The following is a 20,477-nucleotide window of genomic DNA, read 5'->3' on the forward strand; positions in this document are numbered from 1 at the left end:
TGTTTGACCTGCGGCAGAGATATTCACGGAGAAACTCAATGCAGACTCTTGACTTCATTGATAACAAGTCACTTCGCACCGACATCCCCGAGTTCGGCCCCGGCGACACCCTGAACGTACACGTCAACATTGTTGAAGGTAACCGCAGCCGTGTCCAGGTCTTCAAGGGCTTCGTTGTTGGCCGTCAGGGCGCTGGCGTCCGCGAAACCTTCACCGTCCGCAAGGTTTCCTTTGGTGTCGGCGTAGAGCGTACCTTCCCCGTACACTCTCCCGTCATCGAAAAGATCGAGGTTGTCACCCGCGGTGACGTCCGCCGTGCAAAGCTCTACTACATGCGCGACCGTCACGGTAAGGCTGCTCGTATCCGCGAGAAGCGCGAAGCCTAAGCCATTTAGGTTTCACCAGATTTATGGAGACTGGCGTAAACGCCGACTCTTCTGAGGCAAGGCGCCAACCCTTTCTACAGGGCTGGCGCCTTGTTGCTGTCGCTGCGACCCTCGCCTTTACCGTGCTCCTGGTGGTTCGCTCCTTTTTCATTGATGTGTTCTACATACCCTCAAGTTCTATGGAACCCACCTATGAACCGGGCGACCGTATTCTAGTCTCAAAACTAGCTACCGAGCCCCAGCGTGGCGATGTGGTCGTTTTTGACGGTACCGGCTCCTTCGCCCCCTATGTACCCGGCAGCCCCTGGGTACGTGACCCGCTCACAACCGCGGGGCAGTGGCTCGGGTTGGTGGGATCAGATACGGTCTACATCAAGCGCGTCATCGGAGTAGCTGGCGATACCGTCGAGTGCTGCGATGCCGAGGGCTATCTTCTAATCAACGGGCAGCGCTCTGAAGAGCCCTATCTTTATCCCGGCGACAGCGCCAGCGAGGTGAGCTTTAGCGTACAGGTGCCCGAAGGACGCATATGGGTGATGGGCGACCACCGCTCGGCGTCCGCTGACTCCCGGGCCCTGCTAGGGGCACCCGGCGGCGGTATGATCCGCACCGAGAAAATCATCGGCACCCCGGTCTTCATCGCCTGGCCGGCCCACCGCTTTGGTCAAGCTCCCAGCTAAAACCACTAAACTATCCTCTAAACACGTTCACAGCAGAAGGGTGCGGGCTCATGGAGCAGCAGAATTCAGACAGCATCGAGGCAGCGGCACAGGACGCCACCACAGCCTCGACCGAGAAGCCCCGCGGCGGTAAGCGCCGCCGCGAAAACAGCGCGGTCAAAGAGTACGCCCTGATTATCCTCTACGCTGTGCTCATCGCCTTCCTGCTGAAAACCTTTGTGGTTCGCGGGTTTTACATTCCTTCTAGCTCCATGGAAGATACCCTGCAGATCAACGACCGCGTTTTTGTGAACGTGGCAGGTGGACTCTTCACCGAAGCCGAGCGCGGTGACATCGTGGTCTTCAAGGACACTCAGGGCTGGATGCCGGTCTCTACCAGCTCTAACCCCGTGCGTGATGCCCTAGCCTTTGTGGGGGTTATGCCCGATAGCTCATCAAACTACCTGGTCAAGCGTGTGATTGGCGTGGGCGGTGACCATATCGTAGGTACCGCCGATGGTCGCATTACCGTCAACGGCGTAGAAATTGACGAGACCTACCTCAAGCCAGGTGTAAGCCCCACCGAGCTTCCTTTCGACGTGATTGTTCCCCAGAACTCCTACTTCGTCATGGGCGATAACCGCTCTAACTCTGCTGACTCCCGCTACCATATTCAGACCGGCACCGAGTTCATCAACGACGCCGACGTCGTGGGCGAAGTCTTCGTGGTTGCTTGGCCCCTGTCTAGCTTCACTTTCATTGGTGGGGCCAGCGATGTCTTTGCCGACGTACCCGATACCGAGTAAGACCGTGCCAGCTAAAGAACCCGCGTCCGCTGACCTGAGCGTCGAAACCGAGCTTTTTACAGCGGGCAAGACCCTGGTGGCGGGTATGGACGAGGTGGGGCGCGGACCGCTGGCCGGGCCGGTCACCGCTGGGGTTGCCGTGATCGATGCGAGCGCCCAGCTCAGCATCGAGGGGCTCATCGATTCAAAGGCCCTGACCGAGAAAAAGCGGGTGGCGATGGCTCCGCAGGTGAAGCAGTGGGCCGTGACCGCGGTGGGGCACGCTAGCCCTGCTGAAATCGATGCTCTGGGTATCACCACGGCCCTGCGTTTAGCGGGGCAGCGGGCTCTTGCCCAGGTGGCTCGGGCTGGGGCCTACCCTGATGCCATCCTCTTGGATGGCAAGCATAACTGGCTTTCTGCTCCCGAGGCTGACCTTTTTGCCGACCTTGACCCGGCAACCGCCCTCTACCGTGGGCTGGTGGCTGAAGCCTGGGCAGGTCTGGCGGGGGAGTCAGGTGGCTGGTTTGGGCCGGTGCAGATGGAGATTAAGGGTGACTATCGTTGTGCCTCTATCGCGGCAGCTTCGGTTGTGGCTAAGGTGGAGCGCGATACCCTCATGGACGAGCTGGACGTGCGCTACCCCGGCTACGGCTGGGCGAAAAATAAGGGCTACGGGTCGGGCGCCCACCGCACCGCGATAGAAACGATGGGGCCCACCCCCTTGCATCGGCTGAGCTGGTCGTTGCCGGCTACCGAGGCACAAATCCAGCAGGCTATGGTGGAACGAGAGAAGGAAGAAGTATGAGCCAAGAGGATCTTGAGAGCTACGAGTCAGGTGCCCAGCTAGCCCTGTATGAAGAGTACAAGAGTGTAGCTGAGCTCTTTACCTATATCGTTGAGACCGATCGCCGTTTTTACCTGGCCAACCAGGTGCAGGTGACCCCGCGAACTGCTGACGGGTCTCTGTATTTTGAGGTTGAGATGCAGGACGTGTGGGTGTGGGATATTTTCCGCCAGTCTCGATTTGTTAAGAACGTGAAGGTGTATTCGGTGCGCGATGTGAACGTTGAAGAACGCGCTGCCGCCGAAGACCTGGTCGTGCCGACCATGAGTGATTTCGACCCCGGTTCGGCCTAAAAGCTAGCGTGTGAGCCCGCCTCCTTCCCGTGAGGGAAGGGGCGGGTTTTTCGTCTATAGAGGGTAGAGGTGCGCGGACGCCCGGTGCAGCTGGCTGGGGATAAGGACGCGCGGGGCGTCATGGTTGCGTCACGGCTGTACCGTTTATGAGCGTGAATAGGGGAGCTATCTGGCGCTGACCTGGTGGTATAGGGAAAGGGCGATATCCACAGCCAGCACAGAGGTAGGTAGAACCAGACACAGCAGGTCATGATGGGGCTAACCCTGATACTTGAAGGAGGCCCCTATGAACCCCGCACTACAGCCAGTCTCGCCCCATGCGTCCTTGCGGCCCAAAGAAGTGGGGCGCTGGGGTGAAGATATCGCCCTGGCAGTCTTAGAGCAACAGGGCTATACTCTCTTGGCTCGTAACTGGCGGCCCGCACGAACTGAAGAGCGGCCGAGGTGGAGCGGTGAACTTGATTTGATTATGCGCGATAGCGACCAGACCCTGGTCTTTATCGAGGTTAAAACCCGTTCTGGTGCGGGTTACGGGCACCCTCTTGAATCCATTACTGCCCGGAAATGCCAGATGCTACGACACCTGGCCTACGCCTGGTTAGCAGAAAACCGGGCTCCCTATACCACCATGAGAGTAGACGCTATCGCCCTGTGCGGGAGCCCAACGGATTTCACGTTTGAGCATCGGCAGGCGGTGGTGTAGCTGTGGCCTTCGCACGAACCTATTCGGTTGCCCTGGTGGGCGTTACCGGCTACCTCGTTGAAGTAGAAGCCGATATTTCATCTGCCTTACCCGGCTTCGTGCTGCTCGGGCTGCCCGATAGTTCTTTGAACGAGGCTAAAGACCGGGTGCGGTCTGCCGCGAAGAATTCCGGGCTGCCCCTGCCTCCCCAGAAACTCACCATCAACCTCACCCCGCCTACCCTTCCTAAACGCGGCTCGGCATTTGATGTGGCCATGTTGGTTGCAGCCCAGCAGGCGGCGGGGCAGCTAGGTTCATCAGGTCGCACGGTCTTCCTGGGCGAAGTTGGTCTCGATGGGAGCGTGCGACAGGTTCCCGGAGTACTACCTGCCGTCAAAGCGGCCCGCGATGCCGGGCATGAGCGGGTAGTTGTACCCGAGGGTAACGCCCAAGAAGCAGCCCTCATAGAGGGGGTTGAAGTGACCGGGGTCACCTGTCTCGCTGAAGTGTTCGAACTCCTGGGCTGCCCCGAACCAGAAAAACTCAAAAGACCAGTTCTGGTGGGGAGCCAGAGGACCGTTGCGGAGCCCAGCAGCCCGCAGCAGAGCGCTGATATGGCAGATGTTGCCGGGCAGGCTGAGGGGCGCCTAGCCCTTGAAATAGCGGCTGCAGGGGGCCATCACCTGTTGCTGACCGGCCCACCCGGTTCTGGCAAGACCATGCTGGCAGAACGCCTCCCCGGTATTCTTCCTCCGCTCACACCGCAAGAAGCCCTGGATGTCACCGCGGTGCACTCGCTCTGCCGTTCGGGTGAGCCGCTCACCGAACTGATGACCAGACCGCCTTTCGAAGCACCCCACCACACTGCCAGCGCACCGGCGATTATGGGAGGCGGTGCCGGGCTGCCCAAGCCGGGGTGTATCTCAAAGGCGCACCGGGGCGTCCTTTTTCTCGATGAAGCCCCGGAATTTAAGCGCAGCGTCCTAGATTCTCTGCGCCAGCCCCTCGAAAGCGGCGAAGTTATTATTAGTCGCTCAGCTGCTTCAGCCCGGTACCCGGCTAGGTTTCAACTCGTTTTAGCTGCCAACCCCTGCCCCTGCGGCTACAACGTGGGGCGCGGTCTAGACTGCACCTGTACTAGTCGTGAGCGAAGATCCTACTTCAGCCGGCTATCGGGCCCCCTGCTCGACCGTATTGATCTTCATATCAGCGTCCCTAAAGTAACGGCCGCCGACCTCGCTACCAGCGGCACCAACGAAAGCTCAGACGAGATTCGTTACCGGGTCAGCCAAGCCCGCAAAGCCCAGGCGGAAAGACTAAGCCCGCTGGGCGTGACCACAAACGCTGAGACGAACGGCAAGATTCTGAGAGGCCCTCTCAAGCTTTCAGCTCAACTGACCTCGTCCCTCTCCACCGCCCTGGACCACGGAACCCTCACAGCCCGCGGCTATGACCGAGTGCTACGAACCGCCTGGACCTTAGCCGACTTAGATGGAGCCACCAGCCCCAGCCGAGACCACCTTGACCTTGCCCTCTACTTCCGCAACCACGCCACTGAAAGCTACCAGACATGACACATCACGACCCCCACCACGATATTCGTAGAGCCCGCACCGAGATCCTGCGCATTACCGACCCCGAGGACGTCGCAACCTACACCCTGCTTCGGCTAGTCGGCCCGGTCCGTGCCGCAGACTACCTCACCGGCCGTCAGGAGCTCACCCCGCATCTTCTAGCCCGCCACCTTGAGGAAGCAGGAGCACGCGATGTCTCTGCGGCACCTGCCCTCGCTAGTGCCATCGGTGAACGGACGCAGCGGTGGAAGAGCAGACGGGCAGGTATCAGCGTTCAACAGGATATGGCTTTAGCCCGGGCCAGCGGCAGCTGGCTGTGTATCCCCGAAGACCCCGACTGGCCACAGGCCTTGAATGACCTCGCAGAAAAAATTCCGGTCGGCCTCTGGGGCAGGGGAGACCGCCAGCTACTAGCCCAGCTCACCACCGAAAAGAGTTATGCGGTAGTGGGGTCCCGCGATGTCAGCTCCTACGGTAACTCAGCAACAAGCCACCTGGCCGGTGAACTAGCAAACCGGGGCTATACGGTGGTCTCAGGTGGAGCCTTTGGCGTAGACGCCACCGCCCATCGAGCTGCACTCGCTACAGCAACGTCTTCCCTGCCCACGGTAGCGTTAATGGCAGGAGGTCTTGACCGTCTCTACCCCAAGCCCAATGAACGCCTGCTGCACGAGATTATTGAACGGGGCCTGCTGCTGAGCGAGGTTCCCCTGGGGCAGAACCCCACCCGTTACAGGTTCCTTCAACGTAATCGGCTCATCGCCGCTCTCACCGGGGCCAGCATAGTTATCGAAGCCCGCTGGCGCAGTGGCGCGCTCAACACCGCCCATCATGCCCTAGAACTGGGGCGCCCCGTCTATGCTGTACCCGGCCCTATCTTTTCACCGACCTCAGAAGGCTGCCACCGTCTGATTCGAGACGGCCTAGCCCAGCTTGTGACCGATGCCCGGCAGATTCTTGACGACAGAACCTCGGAGATAGCTGCAGAACAAACCAGCCTATTTGCAGCTCCCTCTGCCCACCAGCAGCTCCTGGACTCGCTTACCGAAACTCAAAGACGGGTGTGGGACGTACTGCCCCTCCGCACTCCGGCTACCGTTGAACAGCTCAGTGCTGACCTTGCGCTACCTGCCCGAACCGTCATGATTGCCCTAGCCCAACTCAACCGACTCAACCTCGCAGAGCAGGAAGGCATGGGCTGGCGAAAAAACCAAACCGTCGGCGGAAAGCTCCGGGGGATAGAATGAAGACCTGACCTCAGCCACCGGTAGGAAGGAGCGGTACGGTGCACCCTGCAGACCAGCTACCCACCACCCTCAAAATCGGGGCCTCCACGGTCGATGAAGACCGAGAGTTCGTACGAGCCCTTGAAGCCTTTGAACGCTACCTCACCTACGAACTCCACCGCTCACCCCAAACAATTCGGGCCTACGTCTCCGACCTCACCGATTTCTTTGCCCACGCCCGCAGGCACGGCACCACCCACCTCTCCCACATCACCCTTGAAGTCATTCGAGACTGGCTAGCCTACCATCACCGCAAACAAGCTGCCCGGAGCTCTATGGCCCGACGGACCTCGTCCTTGCGGACCTTCTTCACCTGGGCGGAGGAAGAAGAACTCATCCAAGCCAACCCGGCACTCAAACTCACTACCCCCAAGAAGAGCAACCACCTGCCCTCGGTACTCAGCGAAGCCCAGATGCAGGCCCTCACCACAACCCTCACAGCAGCTCTGGAGCAGACCCCGCGGGACGCCCGACTCCTGCGACTTCAGGCGGTAGTGGAGCTACTCTACGCCAGCGGGTTGCGCATCTCAGAGCTCACCGGTCTCGATCTAGCCAGCATTGACCGTCACCAGCGAACCCTACGCGTACTGGGTAAGGGCAATAAAGAGCGGGTCGTGCCCTTTGGAGCCCAGGCTATGCAGGCCCTCAACCGGTGGGTTGTGGCAGGACGCCCGCAGTGGCTTCCCGAGACAGAAGCAGCTAAAAGCGCCCCGGCTCAACACGCCCTCTTCATCGGCCCCCAAGGTAAACGCGCCAACCCCCGGCAGATTCGCCAAGACCTCACCACCCTGCTGGGTACCCTGGGCGACACCGAAGCCACAGGCGCCCACGTCTTCCGCCATACAGCTGCAACCCACATGGTCGATGGGGGAGCAGATATCAGAGCCGTCCAAGAGTTTCTTGGGCACAGTTCTTTAGCAACCACCCAGGTCTATACCCATGTCTCGGTAGACCGCCTTGCCCAGGCCTATAGCAGGGCTCACCCCCGGGCCTAAAGGTAAGGCAGAAGGTATAGGATGGGAAGACCATGTTTTCACCAGCAGAAAAGACCGGCCAGCCCGTCCCACTACCGCCAGAGACTATCGGCAACCCTACCGGTGGTTTTATCTTTCTGCTGGCTGTCCCCTCAGCTCTCACAAGCCACGTGACCTGGGCTCTTGAAAATCTCACTGCTCACCGGCTGACCCCCACCTGGCAAGCCCAACCCCAGAAACCGGGCTACCACCGTGCAGATATCAGCTGGCAGGGCAACAGCGGGGGAGCCGCTCTCATCGCCTCCACCCTCCGTCACTTCAAGGGTAGCTATTTTGAAGTCACCGAGCGCCGCACCGCAACCTCCGATGCCTTACGCATCATGCATACCCCCGAACTCGGTATCTGTACCCTACCGGTAGACCTCCAGGGTAACTTCACCGTGACCGAAGACCGCATCCGCTATGCCTTCGAAAAGGCAGCCGGTAATTTCGATGAACTTTACCGGCAGTTCTCTGCGGCCGTTGGCCAGCCCTGGGACGATGAACTTGAGCCCCTACGTCCTAACGCTTCATCGGCTAGTGCTACCGTCAGGCTCCGGGCCTAAGACAAGAGAGCCTGCCCCAGAGCACAGCAAAGGGCCCTTCTGCCCGAACCAGGGTTCGCGCAGAAGGGCCCTTTCTCACAAGCTAGACCAACACGGTGCTAGTTGCTGACGCTACGGAAAGCCGCTACAGCGTTGTGGCCACCAAAACCGAAGGAGTTCGAGACAGCAACAATCTCACCGGCGGGAAGGTCCCGAGCCTCGGTGACAACGTCGAGGTCAATCTCGGGGTCCTTGTTCTCCAGGTTGATGGTGCAGGGAGCCTTGCGGTGGTAAACCGCAAGAACAGTCAGTACAGCTTCAAGAGCACCGGCACCGCCGAGCAGGTGACCGGTCATTGACTTGGTTGCAGACACAGCTACCTTGCCGGTGTGCTCACCGAAGACCTCACGCAGAGCCAGGGACTCGGGGATATCACCCACGGGAGTAGAGGTTGCGTGCGCATTGACGTGCACTACCTGCTCGGGAGAAATACCGCCATCGGTCAGAGCTTCCTGCAGGGCGCGGGTAGCACCCAGAGCAGCCGGGTCGGGAGCGGTGATGTGGTGGGCGTCCGCTGAGACGCCGGTACCAGCCAGCTCCGCGTAGATACGGGCTCCGCGGGCCAGCGCGTGCTCCTCAGATTCAAGAATTAGCGCAGCACCGCCCTCACCCATCACAAAACCGTCGCGGCCGGTATCGTAGGGGCGGGAAGCACCAGCAGGGTCATCGTTGCGGGTCGATAGGGCCTGCATCTTTGCAAAGGCGCCAATCGTCATGGGGTGGATCGCGGCCTCAGAACCACCGGCAATCACCACATCGGCCTTACCCGAGCGAATCAGCATCAGGCCGAGCTCGAGAGCTTCGGTCGACGAAGCGCAGGCGGACACCACGGTCTGGGCAGCGCCACGGGCCTTCAGGCTCATCGAGACGGCAGCAGCATTTGAGTTGGGCATCAGCATGGGAACAGTCATAGGCAGCATACGGCGCGGGCCCTTCTCGCGCAGAGTATCCCAGGCATCAAGCAGAGTCCACACACCACCGATACCGGTACCAAAAGCAACCGCGGTCCGCAGCGGATCACACTCTTCGGCAGCCTCAGCGTCAGGGCCGCTAAAACCGGCGTCCTCCCAGGCCTCGCGCGCAGCAACCAAAGCCAGCTGACCCGAGGGGTCCAGGCGCTTAGCCTCAACCTTGGTCAGGCGGCCCGACTCAACAGCGTCTACAGCCACACGGCCAGCAATCGAAACCGGCAGGTCGAATTCCTCAACCCAGGGCTCTTCAATAGTGGTGATGCCTGAGACACCTGCAAGCGCATTTTCCCAGGTCGTCGGAACATCCCCACCGATGGGGGTGGTGGCGCCGAGGCCGGTGACCACAACTTTACGAGTCATGCTTGATTCCTTCGAATACAGTCTTGGGTTGGGGTAAAGAATAAAAAGCAGGTTGGGCACGATCAGACCGTGCCCAACCTGGTCAACGTGACTTAGGCGTTAGCGATGAAGTTAACAGCGTCGCCGACGGTCTTCAGGTTCTTGACCTCTTCGTCGGGAATGGTAACGCCGAACTTTTCCTCAGCGTTCACAACGATGGTCATCATTGAGATGGAGTCGATGTCCAGGTCTTCGGTGAAGGACTTCTCGAGCTGGACGTCCTCGACCTCTACACCGGTCTCTTCGTTCACGATTTCTGCAAGACCTGCGAGGATTTCGTTCTGATCTGCCATGATGGCTCCTTCGTCTTAGTATGAGTGGCGTGGGGCCACTGATGTAACTCACCGCGCAGGGGTGCGCAGCGGTTGAGGGATAAGCGGGCAGAGCCCACTTTAGCTTCCAAAATTGAGTGTAGCCCCTAGCCCGCACAAAGCTAAGCTGTGACGCCACCTAATTTTTGAAATAAATCTAACATTTTGTCAAAATACGGTGCGGACGCCCGCCCCGCCCACCCGGCACAGGGCAGGTTAGGGGAGCACAACAACCTGGGCTGCGTAGGCCAGACCTGCACCGAAACCAATCTGCAGGGCAAACTTGCCAGAAAGGTCGGGGTTGTCCTGGAGCAGCTGGTGGGCAGCTAGCGGAACAGAGGCAGCAGAGGTGTTACCCGCACACTCGATATCACGGGCCACCACAACGCTCTCGGGCAGCTTCAGGGTTTTCACCATCTGGTCGATAATGCGCATATTGGCCTGGTGGGTCACCAGTGCCCCCAGGTCATCTGCAGTAATACCGGCAGCATCGAGAGCCTTCTGAGCAACCTTAGCCATCTCCCAGACAGCCCAACGGAAGACCGTCTGACCGTCCTGGCGCAGGGTCGGCCAAAGCTTCTCGCCCTCCTGCACCGGGTTAGCCACAAAATCACGGTTGCGAATCTCAAGCATGGAATGGGTCATACCCACAGCGCCCCAGCGCTCGCCGTCCGACCCCCAGATAGTGGGGCCGATGCCGGGCTCATCGGAGGCACCTACGACCGCTGCACCAGCACCGTCACCGAGCAGGAAGGAAATGGTTCGTTCGGTGTTGTCGATGAAGTCCGAGAGCTTCTCAACGCCGATGACCAGAACCTTCTGAGCGGTGCCGGAGCGCACCAGTGCGTCCGCCTGGGCGATGCCGTAGCAGAAGCCTGCACAGGCTGCTGAGATATCGTAAGCGGGAGCCTTTGAACCTACAGCTTCAGCTACCAGGGTTGCGAGGGCGGGGGTTGCGTAGGGGTGGGAGATGGTGGCGACGATGACAGCATCCAGCTCTTCACCCTGCACACCTGAGGCGGCCAGGGCGTCCTTAGCAGCCCCCACAGCAAGATCTGTTACAGAAATCTTTTCTGAGGCACGGTGGCGGGTCTTGATGCCGGTGCGCTGAACGATCCATTCATCTGAGGAGTCAATCGGGCCGGCGATATCGTCGTTGGTGACGATCAGGTCGGGGCGGGCAGCCCCGTAGCCCAGAATACGGGAGTAGCGGTTGGGCTCAACCTGCTTGAGAGTAGGCATCGTGAAGTCCTTTCGGGGAAACTTTAGGCCTGGAGAGCCTGGGCTAGGGCGGCAAGGTCGTCGGGGGTGTTGATGGCAGACGCCGGTGTGCCGCGCATACCGCGCTTGGCGAGACCCACGAGGGTACCAGCGGGAGCAACCTCAACAAGACGGGTAACTTCCCGCTCCGCGAGGGTTGCCATACACAGGTCCCAGCGGACGGGGCGGGTCACCTGGGCAACCAGCGATTCAAGGGCCGCTGCCCCCGAGGCAACGGGCTGGCCGTCGAAGTTTGAGAGCAGCTCAGCAGTCGGTTCTGCGGGGGAGAGGCCTGCCGCAAAGTCTGCCAGGGGCCCCTGGGCTGCCGCCATGTAGTCGGTATGGAAAGCACCGGCTATCTTCAGCGGAATCACGCGGGTCTTGGCGGGCGGGTTCTCGGCGAAAGCTGCAAGAGCGTCGAGGGAACCAGCGGCTACAATCTGCCCGCCGCCGTTCGAGTTAGCGGCAGTGAGGTTGGCTTCGGCGATAGCGGCGCGGACGTCGTCCTCAACTCCGCCAAGCACGGCGGCCATGCCGGTGGGGGTAGCGGCAGCTGCCTGAGCCATGCCGTCGGCCCGTACCTTGATAAAACGCATGGCGTCCTCTTCGGTGAGCACACCGGCTAGGGCTGAAGCGGTAATCTCACCCACTGAGTGACCGGCAAAAACAAGCTTCTGGCCCTCTAGGGCCTTCTGGGCTAGGCGACCGGTGACAAGACCAGCTGCCACAATCAGGGGCTGGGCAATAGCAGTGTCCTTGATGGTTTCCTCATCGGCCTCGGTGCCGTAATGAACCAGGTCGAGCTCTACAGCCTCAGAGAGGCGCTCGAGGTGGGGGCGTACCCCATCGAGGTCTAACCAGCTTGAGAGGAACCCGGGCTTCTGCGACCCCTGGCCGGGGCACACCAGTGCTATCACGCGTAACCGCCTTGAAAATAGAGTGTGAGACCTAGAACTTGAAAGTTTCTAGCGCTTTGTTCAAATAACTATCCTACTCCTGTTAGCAGGCCAGCTGGGACGGCACAGCTGTTCAATCTCAAAAGCCAAGAAAACTCACAGCTAAGGGCTTCGGCCCAAGAAAACTAGAGGGTAAGACCGACTGGGCAAAAGACTGCCCAGAACAAAAGCGGCCCCCACGATAATCGTGGGGGCCGCCCTTACACTCAGCGCGAATCTAGGACTCGCTGTGAGCTAGGAACGTGTCAGCACAGGGGCTTAGGCGTCGCCACCGGCGGTACCTGAGGTGCCTGCATTGATGTTGTTCAGGTCGTACTTCTCGAAGGCCTTAGCAGGTGCATCAGCGGGGACCTCGCCTCGCTTAGCCAGCATCTGCAGAGTACGGACGACGATGGACTCGGCGTCGATCTTGAAGAAGCGGCGGGCACCGGCTCGGGTGTCTGAGAAGCCGAAGCCGTCTGCACCCAGGGTCGCGAATTCGTTGGGAACGAACTGGCGGATGCCGTCCATCAGGTCGGTCTGGTAGTCAGACACGGCAACGATGGGGCCGGTTGCACCCTCAAGCTGCTGGGCAACGAAGGGGGTGCGGGGGGTGGCGGACGGGTTGGTCAGCAGCTCGCGCTCGGCGGCAAGGCCGTCGCGGCGCAGGTTGGTCCATGAGGTAACTGACCAGACGTCTGCTGAGACGCCCCAGTCCTCGGCCAGAATCTGCTGTGCCTTTTCAGCCCAGGGAACTGCAACGCCTGAGGCCAGAAGCTGGGCGCGGGGGCCGTCATTCTTTGCCTCGTGCAGGCGGTAGATACCGCCGAGCAGGCCGTCAACGTCGAGGTTTTCGGGTTCAGCGGGGTGCTGAATGGGCTCGTTGTAGACGGTGATGTAGTACATGACGTTGTGGTCTTCGTCCTTGTCACCGTACATGTGCTCGATACCGCGCTTGACGATGTGGCCGATTTCGTAACCGTAGGCGGGGTCGTAGTGAATCACTGCGGGGTTGGTGCCAGCCAGAATCGGTGAGTGGCCGTCTGCGTGCTGCAGGCCTTCACCGGTAAGGGTGGTGCGGCCGGCGGTTGCGCCCATGATGAAGCCACGGGTCATCTGGTCAGCTGCTGCCCAGAAGGCATCGCCGGTGCGCTGGAAGCCGAACATCGAGTAGAAGATGTAGACGGGGATCATGGGTTCGCCGTGGGTGTCGTAGGAGGAGCCTACGGCGGTGAAGGCAGCGGTACCGCCGGCCTCGTTGATGCCCACGTGAATAATCTTGCCCTCGGGTGATTCCTTGTAGGCCAGCATGAGCTCACGGTCAACAGCCAGGTAGTTCTGACCGTTGGGGTTGTAAATCTTGGCGGTGGGGAAGTAGGAGTCCATGCCGAAGGTTCGGGCCTCATCGGGGATGATGGGCACGATGCGGTGGCCGAAGTCCTTCTCACGCATGAGGTCCTTGAGCAGACGCACGAAGGTCATGGTGGTAGCAGCCATCTGCTTACCGGTACCCTTGAATGCACCCTTGTAGGCCTTGTCTGAGGGCAGGGTAATCTTGGGCTGAACATTCTTGCGGGAGGGAACGAAACCGCCCAGTTCCTCACGGCGGGCCATGAGGTACTTGTACTCTTCGGAGTCCTTACCGGGGTGGTAGTAGGGCGGGTTGTAGAGGTCTTTCTCCAGCTCTTCATCGGAGATGGGGATACGCAGGTGGTCGCGGAACTGCTTCAGGTCTTCCATCGACAGCTTCTTCATCTGGTGGGTGGCGTTGCGGGCCTCGAAGGAGGCGCCCAGGCCGTAACCCTTAACAGACTGAGCAAGAACGACGGTGGGCTGACCCTTGTGCTCAACAGCTGCCTTGAAGGCTGAGTAAACCTTCTGGTAGTCGTGAGCGCCGCGCTTCATAGCCCAGATTTCGTCGTCGGTCATGTCTGCAACGAGTTCCTTGGTCTCAGGGGTCTGGCCAAAGAAGTGCTCGCGGATGAAGCCGCCGGACTCAGCCTTGTAGGTCTGGTAGTCGCCGTCGCGGGTTTCGTTCATGATGCGGACGAGTTCGCCGGACTTGTCCTTCTCGAGCAGGGAGTCCCATTCGCGGCCCCAGAGGACCTTGATGACGTTCCAGCCTGCGCCGCGGAAGAAGGCTTCAAGTTCCTGGACGATCTTGCCGTTACCGCGAACGGGGCCGTCCAGACGCTGCAGGTTGCAGTTGACCACGAAGGTCAGGTTATCGAGCTTGTCGTTGGCAGCCAGCTGCAGGGCGCCGCGTGACTCGGGCTCGTCCATTTCGCCGTCACCCAGGAAGGCCCAGACGTGCTGGTCTGAGGTGTCCTTGATGCCGCGGTTGTGCAGGTACTTGTTGAACTGTGCCTGGTGGATGGCGTTTAGGGGACCAAGGCCCATTGAAACCGTGGGGAACTGCCAGAAGTCAGGCAGGTTACGGGGGTGGGGGTAGGAGGGCAGGTGGGTGCCCTGCTTGGTCTTTTCCTGGCGGAAGCCGTCGAGCTGCTCTTCGGTGATGCGGCCTTCGAGGAAGGCACGGGCGTAGTTACCGGGGGATGAGTGGCCCTGGAAGAAAATCTGGTCGCCGCCACCGGGGTGGTTGCGGCCGCGGAAGAAGTGGTTGAAACCTACTTCGTAGAGGGTAGCTACACCCGCGTAGGAGGAGATGTGGCCGCCTACGCCAATGGTGGCCTTCTGGGCGCGCTGAACCATCATGGCAGCGTTCCAGCGCAGCATGGCGCGGTAGCGGCGTTCAATCTGCTCGTCGCCGGGGTATTCGGGTTCCTGGTCGACAGGAATGGTGTTGACGTAGTCAGTGGTGGTCACCATGGGTACGGTGATCGACTTCTGGCCAGCGCGCTGCATGAGTGAGCGCACGATGAACTGTGCACGTTCGGTGCCGTGAGCTTCAACCAGGTCGTCGAAGGACTCAATCCACTCGCTGGTCTCTTCGGGATCAATGTCGGTGAAGCTGTTGGTCAGTGCACTCAAAACGTGATCGTTCGTTTCTGAGGGTCCCACTAGTCAACCTCTCTTTGTTGTAGGGGTATATGTTCACCTGCGGCAGCGTGTGTGCCCGGTGAGCCTTCGGTGTATGCCTCGCGCGGCCGGTGGGCAGGCGCTAAGACAACTTCTCTTCTATGTTGTCACAAATTGCCGGTTTTAAGGTTGTGGTTTCAAGGGTTTGGGAGTGTGAATTAGCCGTCACTTGCCCCTTCTTTTTCTGTGGGTGAAATTAGCTGACCTGTTTTGGTCGTGTTCTGTTGATTTGGGGCCTTGAAGCGTGTTCAGTAGGAACTATGAGCATGCCTGAGTTCGCTCAGCAAAGGGGCGGACGCGGGCATGCAGGGTCTGCGGTATGGCAGCCCGTCACTTTCTTATGATTCTTTGGAGGACATACGTGAGCGCCACCGGTGCTACTAAAGAGACTGTTGGTCAGAAGCTGGGCCTGCCTGCTGGCAGCCTGATGCAGGAGTTTGGCTACGATGAGGACGTCGACTTCGACTTGCGCGATTCCCTAGAGGATTTTCTGGGTACGGAGCTACTAGATGAAGACGATCAGGAGGTTGTCGATGGCATCTTGCTGTGGTGGCGCGTTGAGGACGGCGATCTGGTTGACGGGCTCATGGATGTACTAGCAACTCTCGATGATGGGGGAGTTGTATGGCTTCTGACTCCAAAAAATGGTCGTGAAGGGCATATCCCACCGGTGGAGATTCAAGAAGCTGCCCCGCTGGCGGGCCTGCACGTGACTACATCTGAGTCTCTCGCTCAAGACTGGGCTGCTTTCCGCCTAGTGATGAAGCAGGGGAAATAGGCACAAGGGTCTTCTGTCTGGTTAGACAGGGGGCCCTTTTTGGTAGGTTCTAGCCCCGAAAGAAGGTGGTGCAGAAAAAAGTTAATAATTTTTTAAGAAAAATATAACCCCATGTCAAAAAGGTATTTTCTGATGTTTGTCTGCTTGAAACAGTCAGAAAATGGGCTCTTTTTGTGCTTCAAGGGGGGTTTTCGATTTGCGCGACTGTTTTGACCTGCGTAGAGTATTACATGTCGCCGCGAGAGATAACGCGGAAGAGACAAGGGTCTTTAGCTCAGCTGGTAGAGCGCCACGTTTACACCGTGGATGTCATCGGTTCGATCCCGGTAGGACCCACAGATAAGCCCCACACTTCGGTGCGGGGCTTTTTTGTATTCCACCACTCTTGTAGTCAGGTTGGGGAGAGCTGTGGGCGCATGTGTGGGCGCCATGCCAAGGTAAATAAAACACCAGCAGAAGCCGTCGATAGGTAAACTGGAAACTTCAGTTTTACCACGCACACACATGACTCTAGAGGGGAAACCTATCTTGCCTACCTCACGTCGCACCCTGCTGCAGGGCACCGCATGGGCTGCACCTGCCGTCCTCGCCACTGCCGCTATCCCTGCCTACGCAGCATCAACTCCCTCCGTGGTAGCCCACGGCTCCACCACCGAAATCACCCTGGAAAACACCGTCTCCGGTGCAAGCGGTCGCGTCAGCGGTTCTGCGGTCTCATCCACCGACCCCGCTGGCTTCCGTCTTTACCGGACATCAGGTACCGCAACCACCGCCACGATTTCTGCCCTGACCTACTACATCGCCTTCCCCAAGAACCAGGGCTGGACTGTGGATATGGTCAAGCATAACTTTGACCTTGTCGACACCGCCTGGACTGCCTTTGGCCTCGCCAGGGACGCTTCAATCGCTACAGCAGATGGTCAGGTGCTGACCGCAGCTGATTACACTTTCTACTCGGTTAGCTACTCCACCCTGCCCATCACCAACTACGCTGTTGGTGGCCAGGCTGATTCACTGCCGGTTGACCGAAGCACCATCAACGCTGACATCGCCATTACATCTGGCGACCCCGCCGCTGTCGCCGGCATCTACGCAGGCTACGTCGCAACCTACGCTGTTGACGGCGGCTCTGCAGCAACAGCATCCACCGTCAGCCCCGCTGCTATCAGCGTCCGCTAACCACAAAAACACTCACAGCAACCCCGATGAACCGAAATTTTAAGCCCCGCAATTTCACAGCAGTCTTCCTCTCAGTTGTCTGGCTCCTGATATCGATTTTCTTTATCACTCAGGGAGCTATGGTGACCCTCTGGTCGATTTTTGCGTGCGTGGCCCTGGTCATCGGGGCTGCTGCTCTGTGGGTGCTCTTCACCGATACCTACGACTCCTAAAAACCCATGACCCCTACTGCTCTCCCATAATGTGAGAGTTTGCTTCATCTCACCCAGCCCTGAAGCATAAATAGAGCAGACCAGCGTAGTCTTAAGACATGACTGAAAACAATACTGCTCGTAAGGCACAAATTGGTGTAACCGGCCTGGCTGTCATGGGTGCAAATCTGGCCCGCAACCTGGCCCGCAACGGCTACACCGTAGCCCTGCACAATCGCTCCGTTGAAAAAACCGACGCCCTGCTCGAAGCCCACGGCGATGAAGGTGACTTCATCCGCACCGAGACCCTGCAGGAACTGGTCGACTCTCTTGAAGCCCCCCGCCGCATCCTGATTATGGTGAAGGCCGGTGGCCCCGTCGACGCCGTCATTGAGCAGCTCGAACCCCTGCTCGATGAAGGTGACGTCATTATCGACGGCGGTAACTCTCACTTCCCCGATACCATCCGCCGCGAGCGTGCCCTGGCTGAAAAGGGTCTGCACTTCGTCGGTATCGGTGTTTCCGGTGGCGAAGAAGGCGCCCTCAACGGCCCCTCCATCATGCCCGGTGGCTCCGCTAAATCCTACGAATCCCTCGGCCCCCTGCTCGAAAAAATCTCAGCTAAGGCCCCCAACGGCGATCCCTGCTGCGCCTGGATTTCAACCGACGGCGCTGGTCACTTCGTCAAGATGGTCCACAACGGCATCGAGTACGCCGACATGCAGGTTATCGGCGAAGCCTACGACCTGCTCCGCACCGTGGCAGGTCTAGAACCCGCTGCCCAGGCAGAAATCTTCAAGCAGTGGAACACCACCGACCTCAACTCCTACCTCATCGAAATCACCGCTGAGGTTCTGGCTCAGGTCGATGCTAAGACAGGCAAGCCCTTGGTTGACGTTATCGTCGATGAAGCTGGTCAGAAGGGTACCGGCCGCTGGACCGTCCAGGCCGCTCTTGACCTGGGTGCCCCCGTCTCCGGTATCGCAGAGTCAGTATTTGCCCGTGCCCTGTCTTCTAGCAACTCTGATGCCCGCAAGCAGGCCCAGGAAGAGCTACCCGCAGGCCTGATCGCAACCACTGCTGTTGCTAACGGCGACGAAGAGTTTATTGAGGACGTCCGCAAGGCCCTGTTTGCCTCCAAGCTGGTTTCCTACGCCCAGGGTCTCGACATGCTGGCTAAGGCCGGCGACGAGTACGGCTGGGACCTCAAGCTCGACGTCATCGCAGGTCTCTGGCGCGCAGGTTGCATCATCCGTGCAGAACTGCTGGGCGAAATCATGAACGCCTACAAGGACGAAACCCCCGCCAACATGCTGCTGGCTCCCGGCTTCAAGAAGCTCATGGAAGAACTCGTTCCTTCCTGGCGTCGCGTGGTTGTTAAGGCAACCGCCGAGGGCGTCCCCGTCCCCGTCTTCGCGTCCTCCCTGAGCTACTACGACGGTCTGCGCCGCAAGCGCCTGCCCGCTGCCCTGATTCAGGGCCAGCGCGACTTCTTCGGCGCTCACACCTACGGCCGTATCGATTCCGAGGGCATGTGGCACATCGAGTGGAGCGGCGACCGCAGCGAAATCAACGCTGAGGACTCCCACACCCACTAGTTACCCCTAGGGATGACTATATGTGCCCCGCCTACTGTAGTAGGCGGGGCACATCTCTAGGCAAAACCCTACAATCATGCCGGCCACCGGGTACACTGGTAGCCAACACTCGCATTCTTGAAAGAGATTCTCCGTGCCAAAACTTCCGGTTTCTAAAGAACGTCTTTTAGCCCTGTTTGACAGTGATAGAGGCCTGCCCCTGCGTTACGCATACGGAATTGTGGTCAATAATTACATTCGGTACCTCAGATTTGCTGCCCGCCGTAATGGCAGAGGGTTTGAGCCTTACAGCGCTGAGCTGAACCGGGATGTCACTATCGTTGCTAAGACCTTCTCTCGCCCTAAGGCTATGGATCGTTTGCTCGCTTCAATCCGAGAGGCAACCTTTACCGGTAAAGTTCTGGTCGCTGATGACTCTGAGAAATATTGGTCAACCCGTGACCCCCAGGTAGAGGTCCTGCAGCTACCGTTTAACGTTGGTATTTCTGCAGGGCGCGACCGAGCCCTAGAACGGGTAGAGACTCCATACGTCCTACTGACCGATGACGATTTTGTCTTCACCCGTCTGACCAACTGGCAAAAAGCCTACGATTATTTAGAAGCCCACCCCGACGTTGACGGTGTTGCCGCAACTCAGGTTGAAGTTCCCACCTTCAAAACGCATATTCACGGTACCAGCGACCTCGCCCTGTACCGTGGGGCAGACAAGCCTATCTACGAGGCCGGTCATGACCTTTACGGGCTGCCCGTGCGTGTCAAAACCCCGAACATCTTTCTAGCCCGTACCGAGTCAATTCGCTCAATCGGTGGCTGGGACGAAGAGTTACGCGTGATTGAGCACAGTGATTTCTTCAGCCGTGCCAGCGGGAAGCTGGTATTTGTACAGGACCCCGAAATTCAGATCTATCACGGACGTACTCCCTGGCTCAAAACCTTCTCAAAGCACCGCAACGATATTGAATCTTCTCGCCAGGTTCTCTCCCGTAAGTGGGGCCCTCAGCGAGGTAACTTATAAGCTGTTTACATCAAAGGGCCCGGTACTCCTTCCACGAAGGAGTACCGGGCCCTTTGACGTAAAGGTCTCTAGATCCACATGGTCGGGTCCACGTACTCGACGGCGTCGACCAGGGGTTTTTTGTTCTCGGGAGTGCGCGGACGCGAGCGGGCGGGAATACCGGTAATGATGGAGTCCTCGGGGTGGTCATGTACGACCACCGAGTTACCGCCGATAGCCGAGTCAGCACCAATAAGCACCGGGCCTAGGACCTTGGCACCAGCACCGATGGTCACACGGTCGCCAATAGTGGGGTGGCGTTTCCCCTTCTCCAGAGAACGTCCGCCCAGAGTCACCCCGTGGTAAATCATGACATCGTCACCGATTTCGGTGGTTTCACCAATCACCACCCCCATGCCGTGGTCGATGAAGAAGCGGCGGCCAATGGTGGCACCGGGGTGAATCTCAACCCCCGTCATGAAGCGGGCAAACTGGCTGAGGGTGCGGGCTAATGTACGGGTAGAGTCCTTCTGCCACAGTTTATGGGCCAGCCTGTGAGCCCAGATGGCGTGCATACCCGAGTAGTTAATCATGATTTCCACATCGCCGCGGGCTGCGGGGTCGTGTGCTTTGACGGTGTCTAAGTCTTCACGCAGGCGCGCTCGGAAACTCATGCTTCTCCTCAAAATCTA

The 20,477-nt window shown here is 59.1% G+C and carries 21 protein-coding genes and 1 tRNA gene; 16 read left to right on the plus strand and 6 right to left on the minus strand.

Features of this window, described 5'->3' with window-relative positions:
• Window positions 1-38: 38 nt before the first annotated feature.
• The 10 genes from rplS (at window position 39) to ACFP6B_RS07825 (ending at window position 8,091) form a co-directional block, all read left to right on the plus strand.
• The gene (gene rplS / locus ACFP6B_RS07780; RefSeq protein ID WP_135011098.1) at window positions 39-386 is read left to right on the plus strand and encodes a 50S ribosomal protein L19; all 348 of its coding nucleotides are present in this window, start codon (window positions 39-41) and stop codon (window positions 384-386) included.
• Window positions 387-409: 23 nt separating this feature from the next.
• Window positions 410-1,066: a signal peptidase I gene (lepB, locus tag ACFP6B_RS07785; protein ID WP_377128976.1), complete on the plus strand. Its 657-nt coding sequence runs from the start codon at window positions 410-412 to the stop codon at window positions 1,064-1,066.
• 50 nt (window positions 1,067-1,116) lie between these two features.
• A complete protein-coding gene (gene lepB / locus ACFP6B_RS07790) occupies window positions 1,117-1,851 on the plus strand; it encodes a signal peptidase I (protein ID WP_237194118.1) in 735 nt (244 codons plus the stop codon).
• Window positions 1,852-1,855: 4 nt separating this feature from the next.
• On the plus strand, window positions 1,856-2,638 hold the full coding sequence (locus tag ACFP6B_RS07795) for a ribonuclease HII (protein WP_377128980.1): 783 nt from the start codon (window positions 1,856-1,858) through the stop codon (window positions 2,636-2,638).
• Entirely contained in the window at window positions 2,635-2,970 is a 336-nt protein-coding gene (locus ACFP6B_RS07800; protein ID WP_377128983.1) for a DUF2469 family protein, read from the plus strand. The genes ACFP6B_RS07795 and ACFP6B_RS07800 overlap by 4 nt, the downstream gene beginning before the upstream one ends.
• A 286-nt stretch (window positions 2,971-3,256) precedes the next feature.
• Complete coding sequence (locus ACFP6B_RS07805; protein ID WP_377128986.1) at window positions 3,257-3,673, plus strand: YraN family protein; 417 nt, start codon at window positions 3,257-3,259, stop codon at window positions 3,671-3,673.
• A 2-nt stretch (window positions 3,674-3,675) separates the two neighbouring features.
• Window positions 3,676-5,226 carry a YifB family Mg chelatase-like AAA ATPase gene (locus ACFP6B_RS07810; protein WP_377128989.1) on the plus strand — a complete coding sequence of 517 codons (1,551 nt, stop codon included), beginning with the start codon at window positions 3,676-3,678 and terminating at the stop codon, window positions 5,224-5,226.
• Window positions 5,223-6,473, plus strand: coding sequence for a DNA-processing protein DprA (dprA, locus tag ACFP6B_RS07815; RefSeq protein WP_377128992.1), 1,251 nt, complete (start codon window positions 5,223-5,225; stop codon window positions 6,471-6,473). Before ACFP6B_RS07810 ends, dprA begins: the two co-directional genes overlap by 4 nt.
• 38 nt (window positions 6,474-6,511) lie before the next feature.
• Window positions 6,512-7,507, plus strand: coding sequence for a tyrosine recombinase XerC (locus tag ACFP6B_RS07820; RefSeq protein ID WP_377128995.1), 996 nt, complete (start codon window positions 6,512-6,514; stop codon window positions 7,505-7,507).
• 32 nt (window positions 7,508-7,539) lie between these two features.
• A complete protein-coding gene (locus ACFP6B_RS07825; protein WP_237206438.1) occupies window positions 7,540-8,091 on the plus strand; it encodes a DUF3145 family protein in 552 nt (183 codons plus the stop codon).
• A 98-nt stretch (window positions 8,092-8,189) separates the two neighbouring features.
• Here ACFP6B_RS07825 and fabF read toward each other — a convergent pair whose 3' ends face one another.
• From fabF to aceE, 5 genes are all read right to left on the minus strand, one after another.
• Window positions 8,190-9,461, minus strand: coding sequence for a beta-ketoacyl-ACP synthase II (gene fabF, locus ACFP6B_RS07830; protein ID WP_377128999.1), 1,272 nt, complete (start codon window positions 9,459-9,461; stop codon window positions 8,190-8,192).
• A 92-nt stretch (window positions 9,462-9,553) separates the two neighbouring features.
• Window positions 9,554-9,793 carry an acyl carrier protein gene (locus tag ACFP6B_RS07835; protein ID WP_185174557.1) on the minus strand — a complete coding sequence of 80 codons (240 nt, stop codon included), beginning with the start codon at window positions 9,791-9,793 and terminating at the stop codon, window positions 9,554-9,556.
• A gap of 234 nt (window positions 9,794-10,027) precedes the next feature.
• The gene (locus ACFP6B_RS07840) at window positions 10,028-11,053 is read right to left on the minus strand and encodes a beta-ketoacyl-ACP synthase III (protein ID WP_377129003.1); all 1,026 of its coding nucleotides are present in this window, start codon (window positions 11,051-11,053) and stop codon (window positions 10,028-10,030) included.
• A gap of 23 nt (window positions 11,054-11,076) precedes the next feature.
• Window positions 11,077-11,988 (minus strand): ACP S-malonyltransferase, encoded by a 912-nt coding sequence (locus tag ACFP6B_RS07845; protein WP_377129006.1) that lies wholly within the window; start codon window positions 11,986-11,988, stop codon window positions 11,077-11,079.
• Window positions 11,989-12,285: 297 nt separating this feature from the next.
• Window positions 12,286-15,027: a pyruvate dehydrogenase (acetyl-transferring), homodimeric type gene (gene aceE, locus ACFP6B_RS07850; protein WP_237223328.1), complete on the minus strand. Its 2,742-nt coding sequence runs from the start codon at window positions 15,025-15,027 to the stop codon at window positions 12,286-12,288.
• A gap of 379 nt (window positions 15,028-15,406) precedes the next feature.
• On the opposite strand from aceE, the gene ACFP6B_RS07855 reads away from it, so the two are divergent.
• The 6 genes from ACFP6B_RS07855 (at window position 15,407) to ACFP6B_RS07880 (ending at window position 19,806) form a co-directional block, all read left to right on the plus strand.
• Window positions 15,407-15,823, plus strand: coding sequence for a DUF3052 domain-containing protein (locus ACFP6B_RS07855; RefSeq protein WP_377129010.1), 417 nt, complete (start codon window positions 15,407-15,409; stop codon window positions 15,821-15,823).
• A 263-nt stretch (window positions 15,824-16,086) separates the two neighbouring features.
• A tRNA-Val gene (locus tag ACFP6B_RS07860) sits at window positions 16,087-16,159 on the plus strand.
• 192 nt (window positions 16,160-16,351) lie between these two features.
• Complete coding sequence (locus ACFP6B_RS07865) at window positions 16,352-17,002, plus strand: hypothetical protein (protein WP_377129013.1); 651 nt, start codon at window positions 16,352-16,354, stop codon at window positions 17,000-17,002.
• A 26-nt stretch (window positions 17,003-17,028) separates the two neighbouring features.
• Window positions 17,029-17,214 (plus strand): hypothetical protein, encoded by a 186-nt coding sequence (locus tag ACFP6B_RS07870; protein ID WP_377129016.1) that lies wholly within the window; start codon window positions 17,029-17,031, stop codon window positions 17,212-17,214.
• 98 nt (window positions 17,215-17,312) lie between these two features.
• Window positions 17,313-18,791 (plus strand): NADP-dependent phosphogluconate dehydrogenase, encoded by a 1,479-nt coding sequence (gene gndA / locus ACFP6B_RS07875; RefSeq protein ID WP_377129019.1) that lies wholly within the window; start codon window positions 17,313-17,315, stop codon window positions 18,789-18,791.
• Between the two features lie 220 nt (window positions 18,792-19,011).
• Window positions 19,012-19,806 carry a glycosyltransferase family 2 protein gene (locus tag ACFP6B_RS07880; RefSeq protein ID WP_377129471.1) on the plus strand — a complete coding sequence of 265 codons (795 nt, stop codon included), beginning with the start codon at window positions 19,012-19,014 and terminating at the stop codon, window positions 19,804-19,806.
• A gap of 68 nt (window positions 19,807-19,874) precedes the next feature.
• Here the strand turns inward: ACFP6B_RS07880 and epsC are convergent, their stop codons facing one another.
• Window positions 19,875-20,459: a serine O-acetyltransferase EpsC gene (gene epsC, locus ACFP6B_RS07885; protein WP_185174564.1), complete on the minus strand. Its 585-nt coding sequence runs from the start codon at window positions 20,457-20,459 to the stop codon at window positions 19,875-19,877.
• Window positions 20,460-20,477 lie beyond the last annotated feature (18 nt).

This window comes from Rothia nasimurium (assembly GCF_042660305.1).
GTDB lineage: Bacteria > Actinomycetota > Actinomycetes > Actinomycetales > Micrococcaceae > Rothia > Rothia nasimurium.

Bases quoted from the DNA above. Each gene is read 5' to 3' on its own strand.
- fabF (WP_377128999.1), bottom strand. From the start codon at position 9,461: ATGACTCGTAAAGTTGTGGTCACCGGCCTCGGCGCCACCACCCCCATC.
- ACFP6B_RS07800 (WP_377128983.1), top strand. From the start codon at position 2,635: ATGAGCCAAGAGGATCTTGAGAGCTACGAGTCAGGTGCCCAGCTAGCC.
- dprA (WP_377128992.1), top strand. From the start codon at position 5,223: ATGACACATCACGACCCCCACCACGATATTCGTAGAGCCCGCACCGAG.
- epsC (WP_185174564.1), bottom strand. From the start codon at position 20,459: ATGAGTTTCCGAGCGCGCCTGCGTGAAGACTTAGACACCGTCAAAGCA.
- ACFP6B_RS07805 (WP_377128986.1), top strand. From the start codon at position 3,257: ATGAACCCCGCACTACAGCCAGTCTCGCCCCATGCGTCCTTGCGGCCC.
- ACFP6B_RS07870 (WP_377129016.1), top strand. From the start codon at position 17,029: ATGAACCGAAATTTTAAGCCCCGCAATTTCACAGCAGTCTTCCTCTCA.
- ACFP6B_RS07840 (WP_377129003.1), bottom strand. From the start codon at position 11,053: ATGCCTACTCTCAAGCAGGTTGAGCCCAACCGCTACTCCCGTATTCTG.
- ACFP6B_RS07835 (WP_185174557.1), bottom strand. From the start codon at position 9,793: ATGGCAGATCAGAACGAAATCCTCGCAGGTCTTGCAGAAATCGTGAAC.
- lepB (WP_377128976.1), top strand. From the start codon at position 410: ATGGAGACTGGCGTAAACGCCGACTCTTCTGAGGCAAGGCGCCAACCC.
- lepB (WP_237194118.1), top strand. From the start codon at position 1,117: ATGGAGCAGCAGAATTCAGACAGCATCGAGGCAGCGGCACAGGACGCC.
- gndA (WP_377129019.1), top strand. From the start codon at position 17,313: ATGACTGAAAACAATACTGCTCGTAAGGCACAAATTGGTGTAACCGGC.
- rplS (WP_135011098.1), top strand. From the start codon at position 39: ATGCAGACTCTTGACTTCATTGATAACAAGTCACTTCGCACCGACATC.
- ACFP6B_RS07825 (WP_237206438.1), top strand. From the start codon at position 7,540: ATGTTTTCACCAGCAGAAAAGACCGGCCAGCCCGTCCCACTACCGCCA.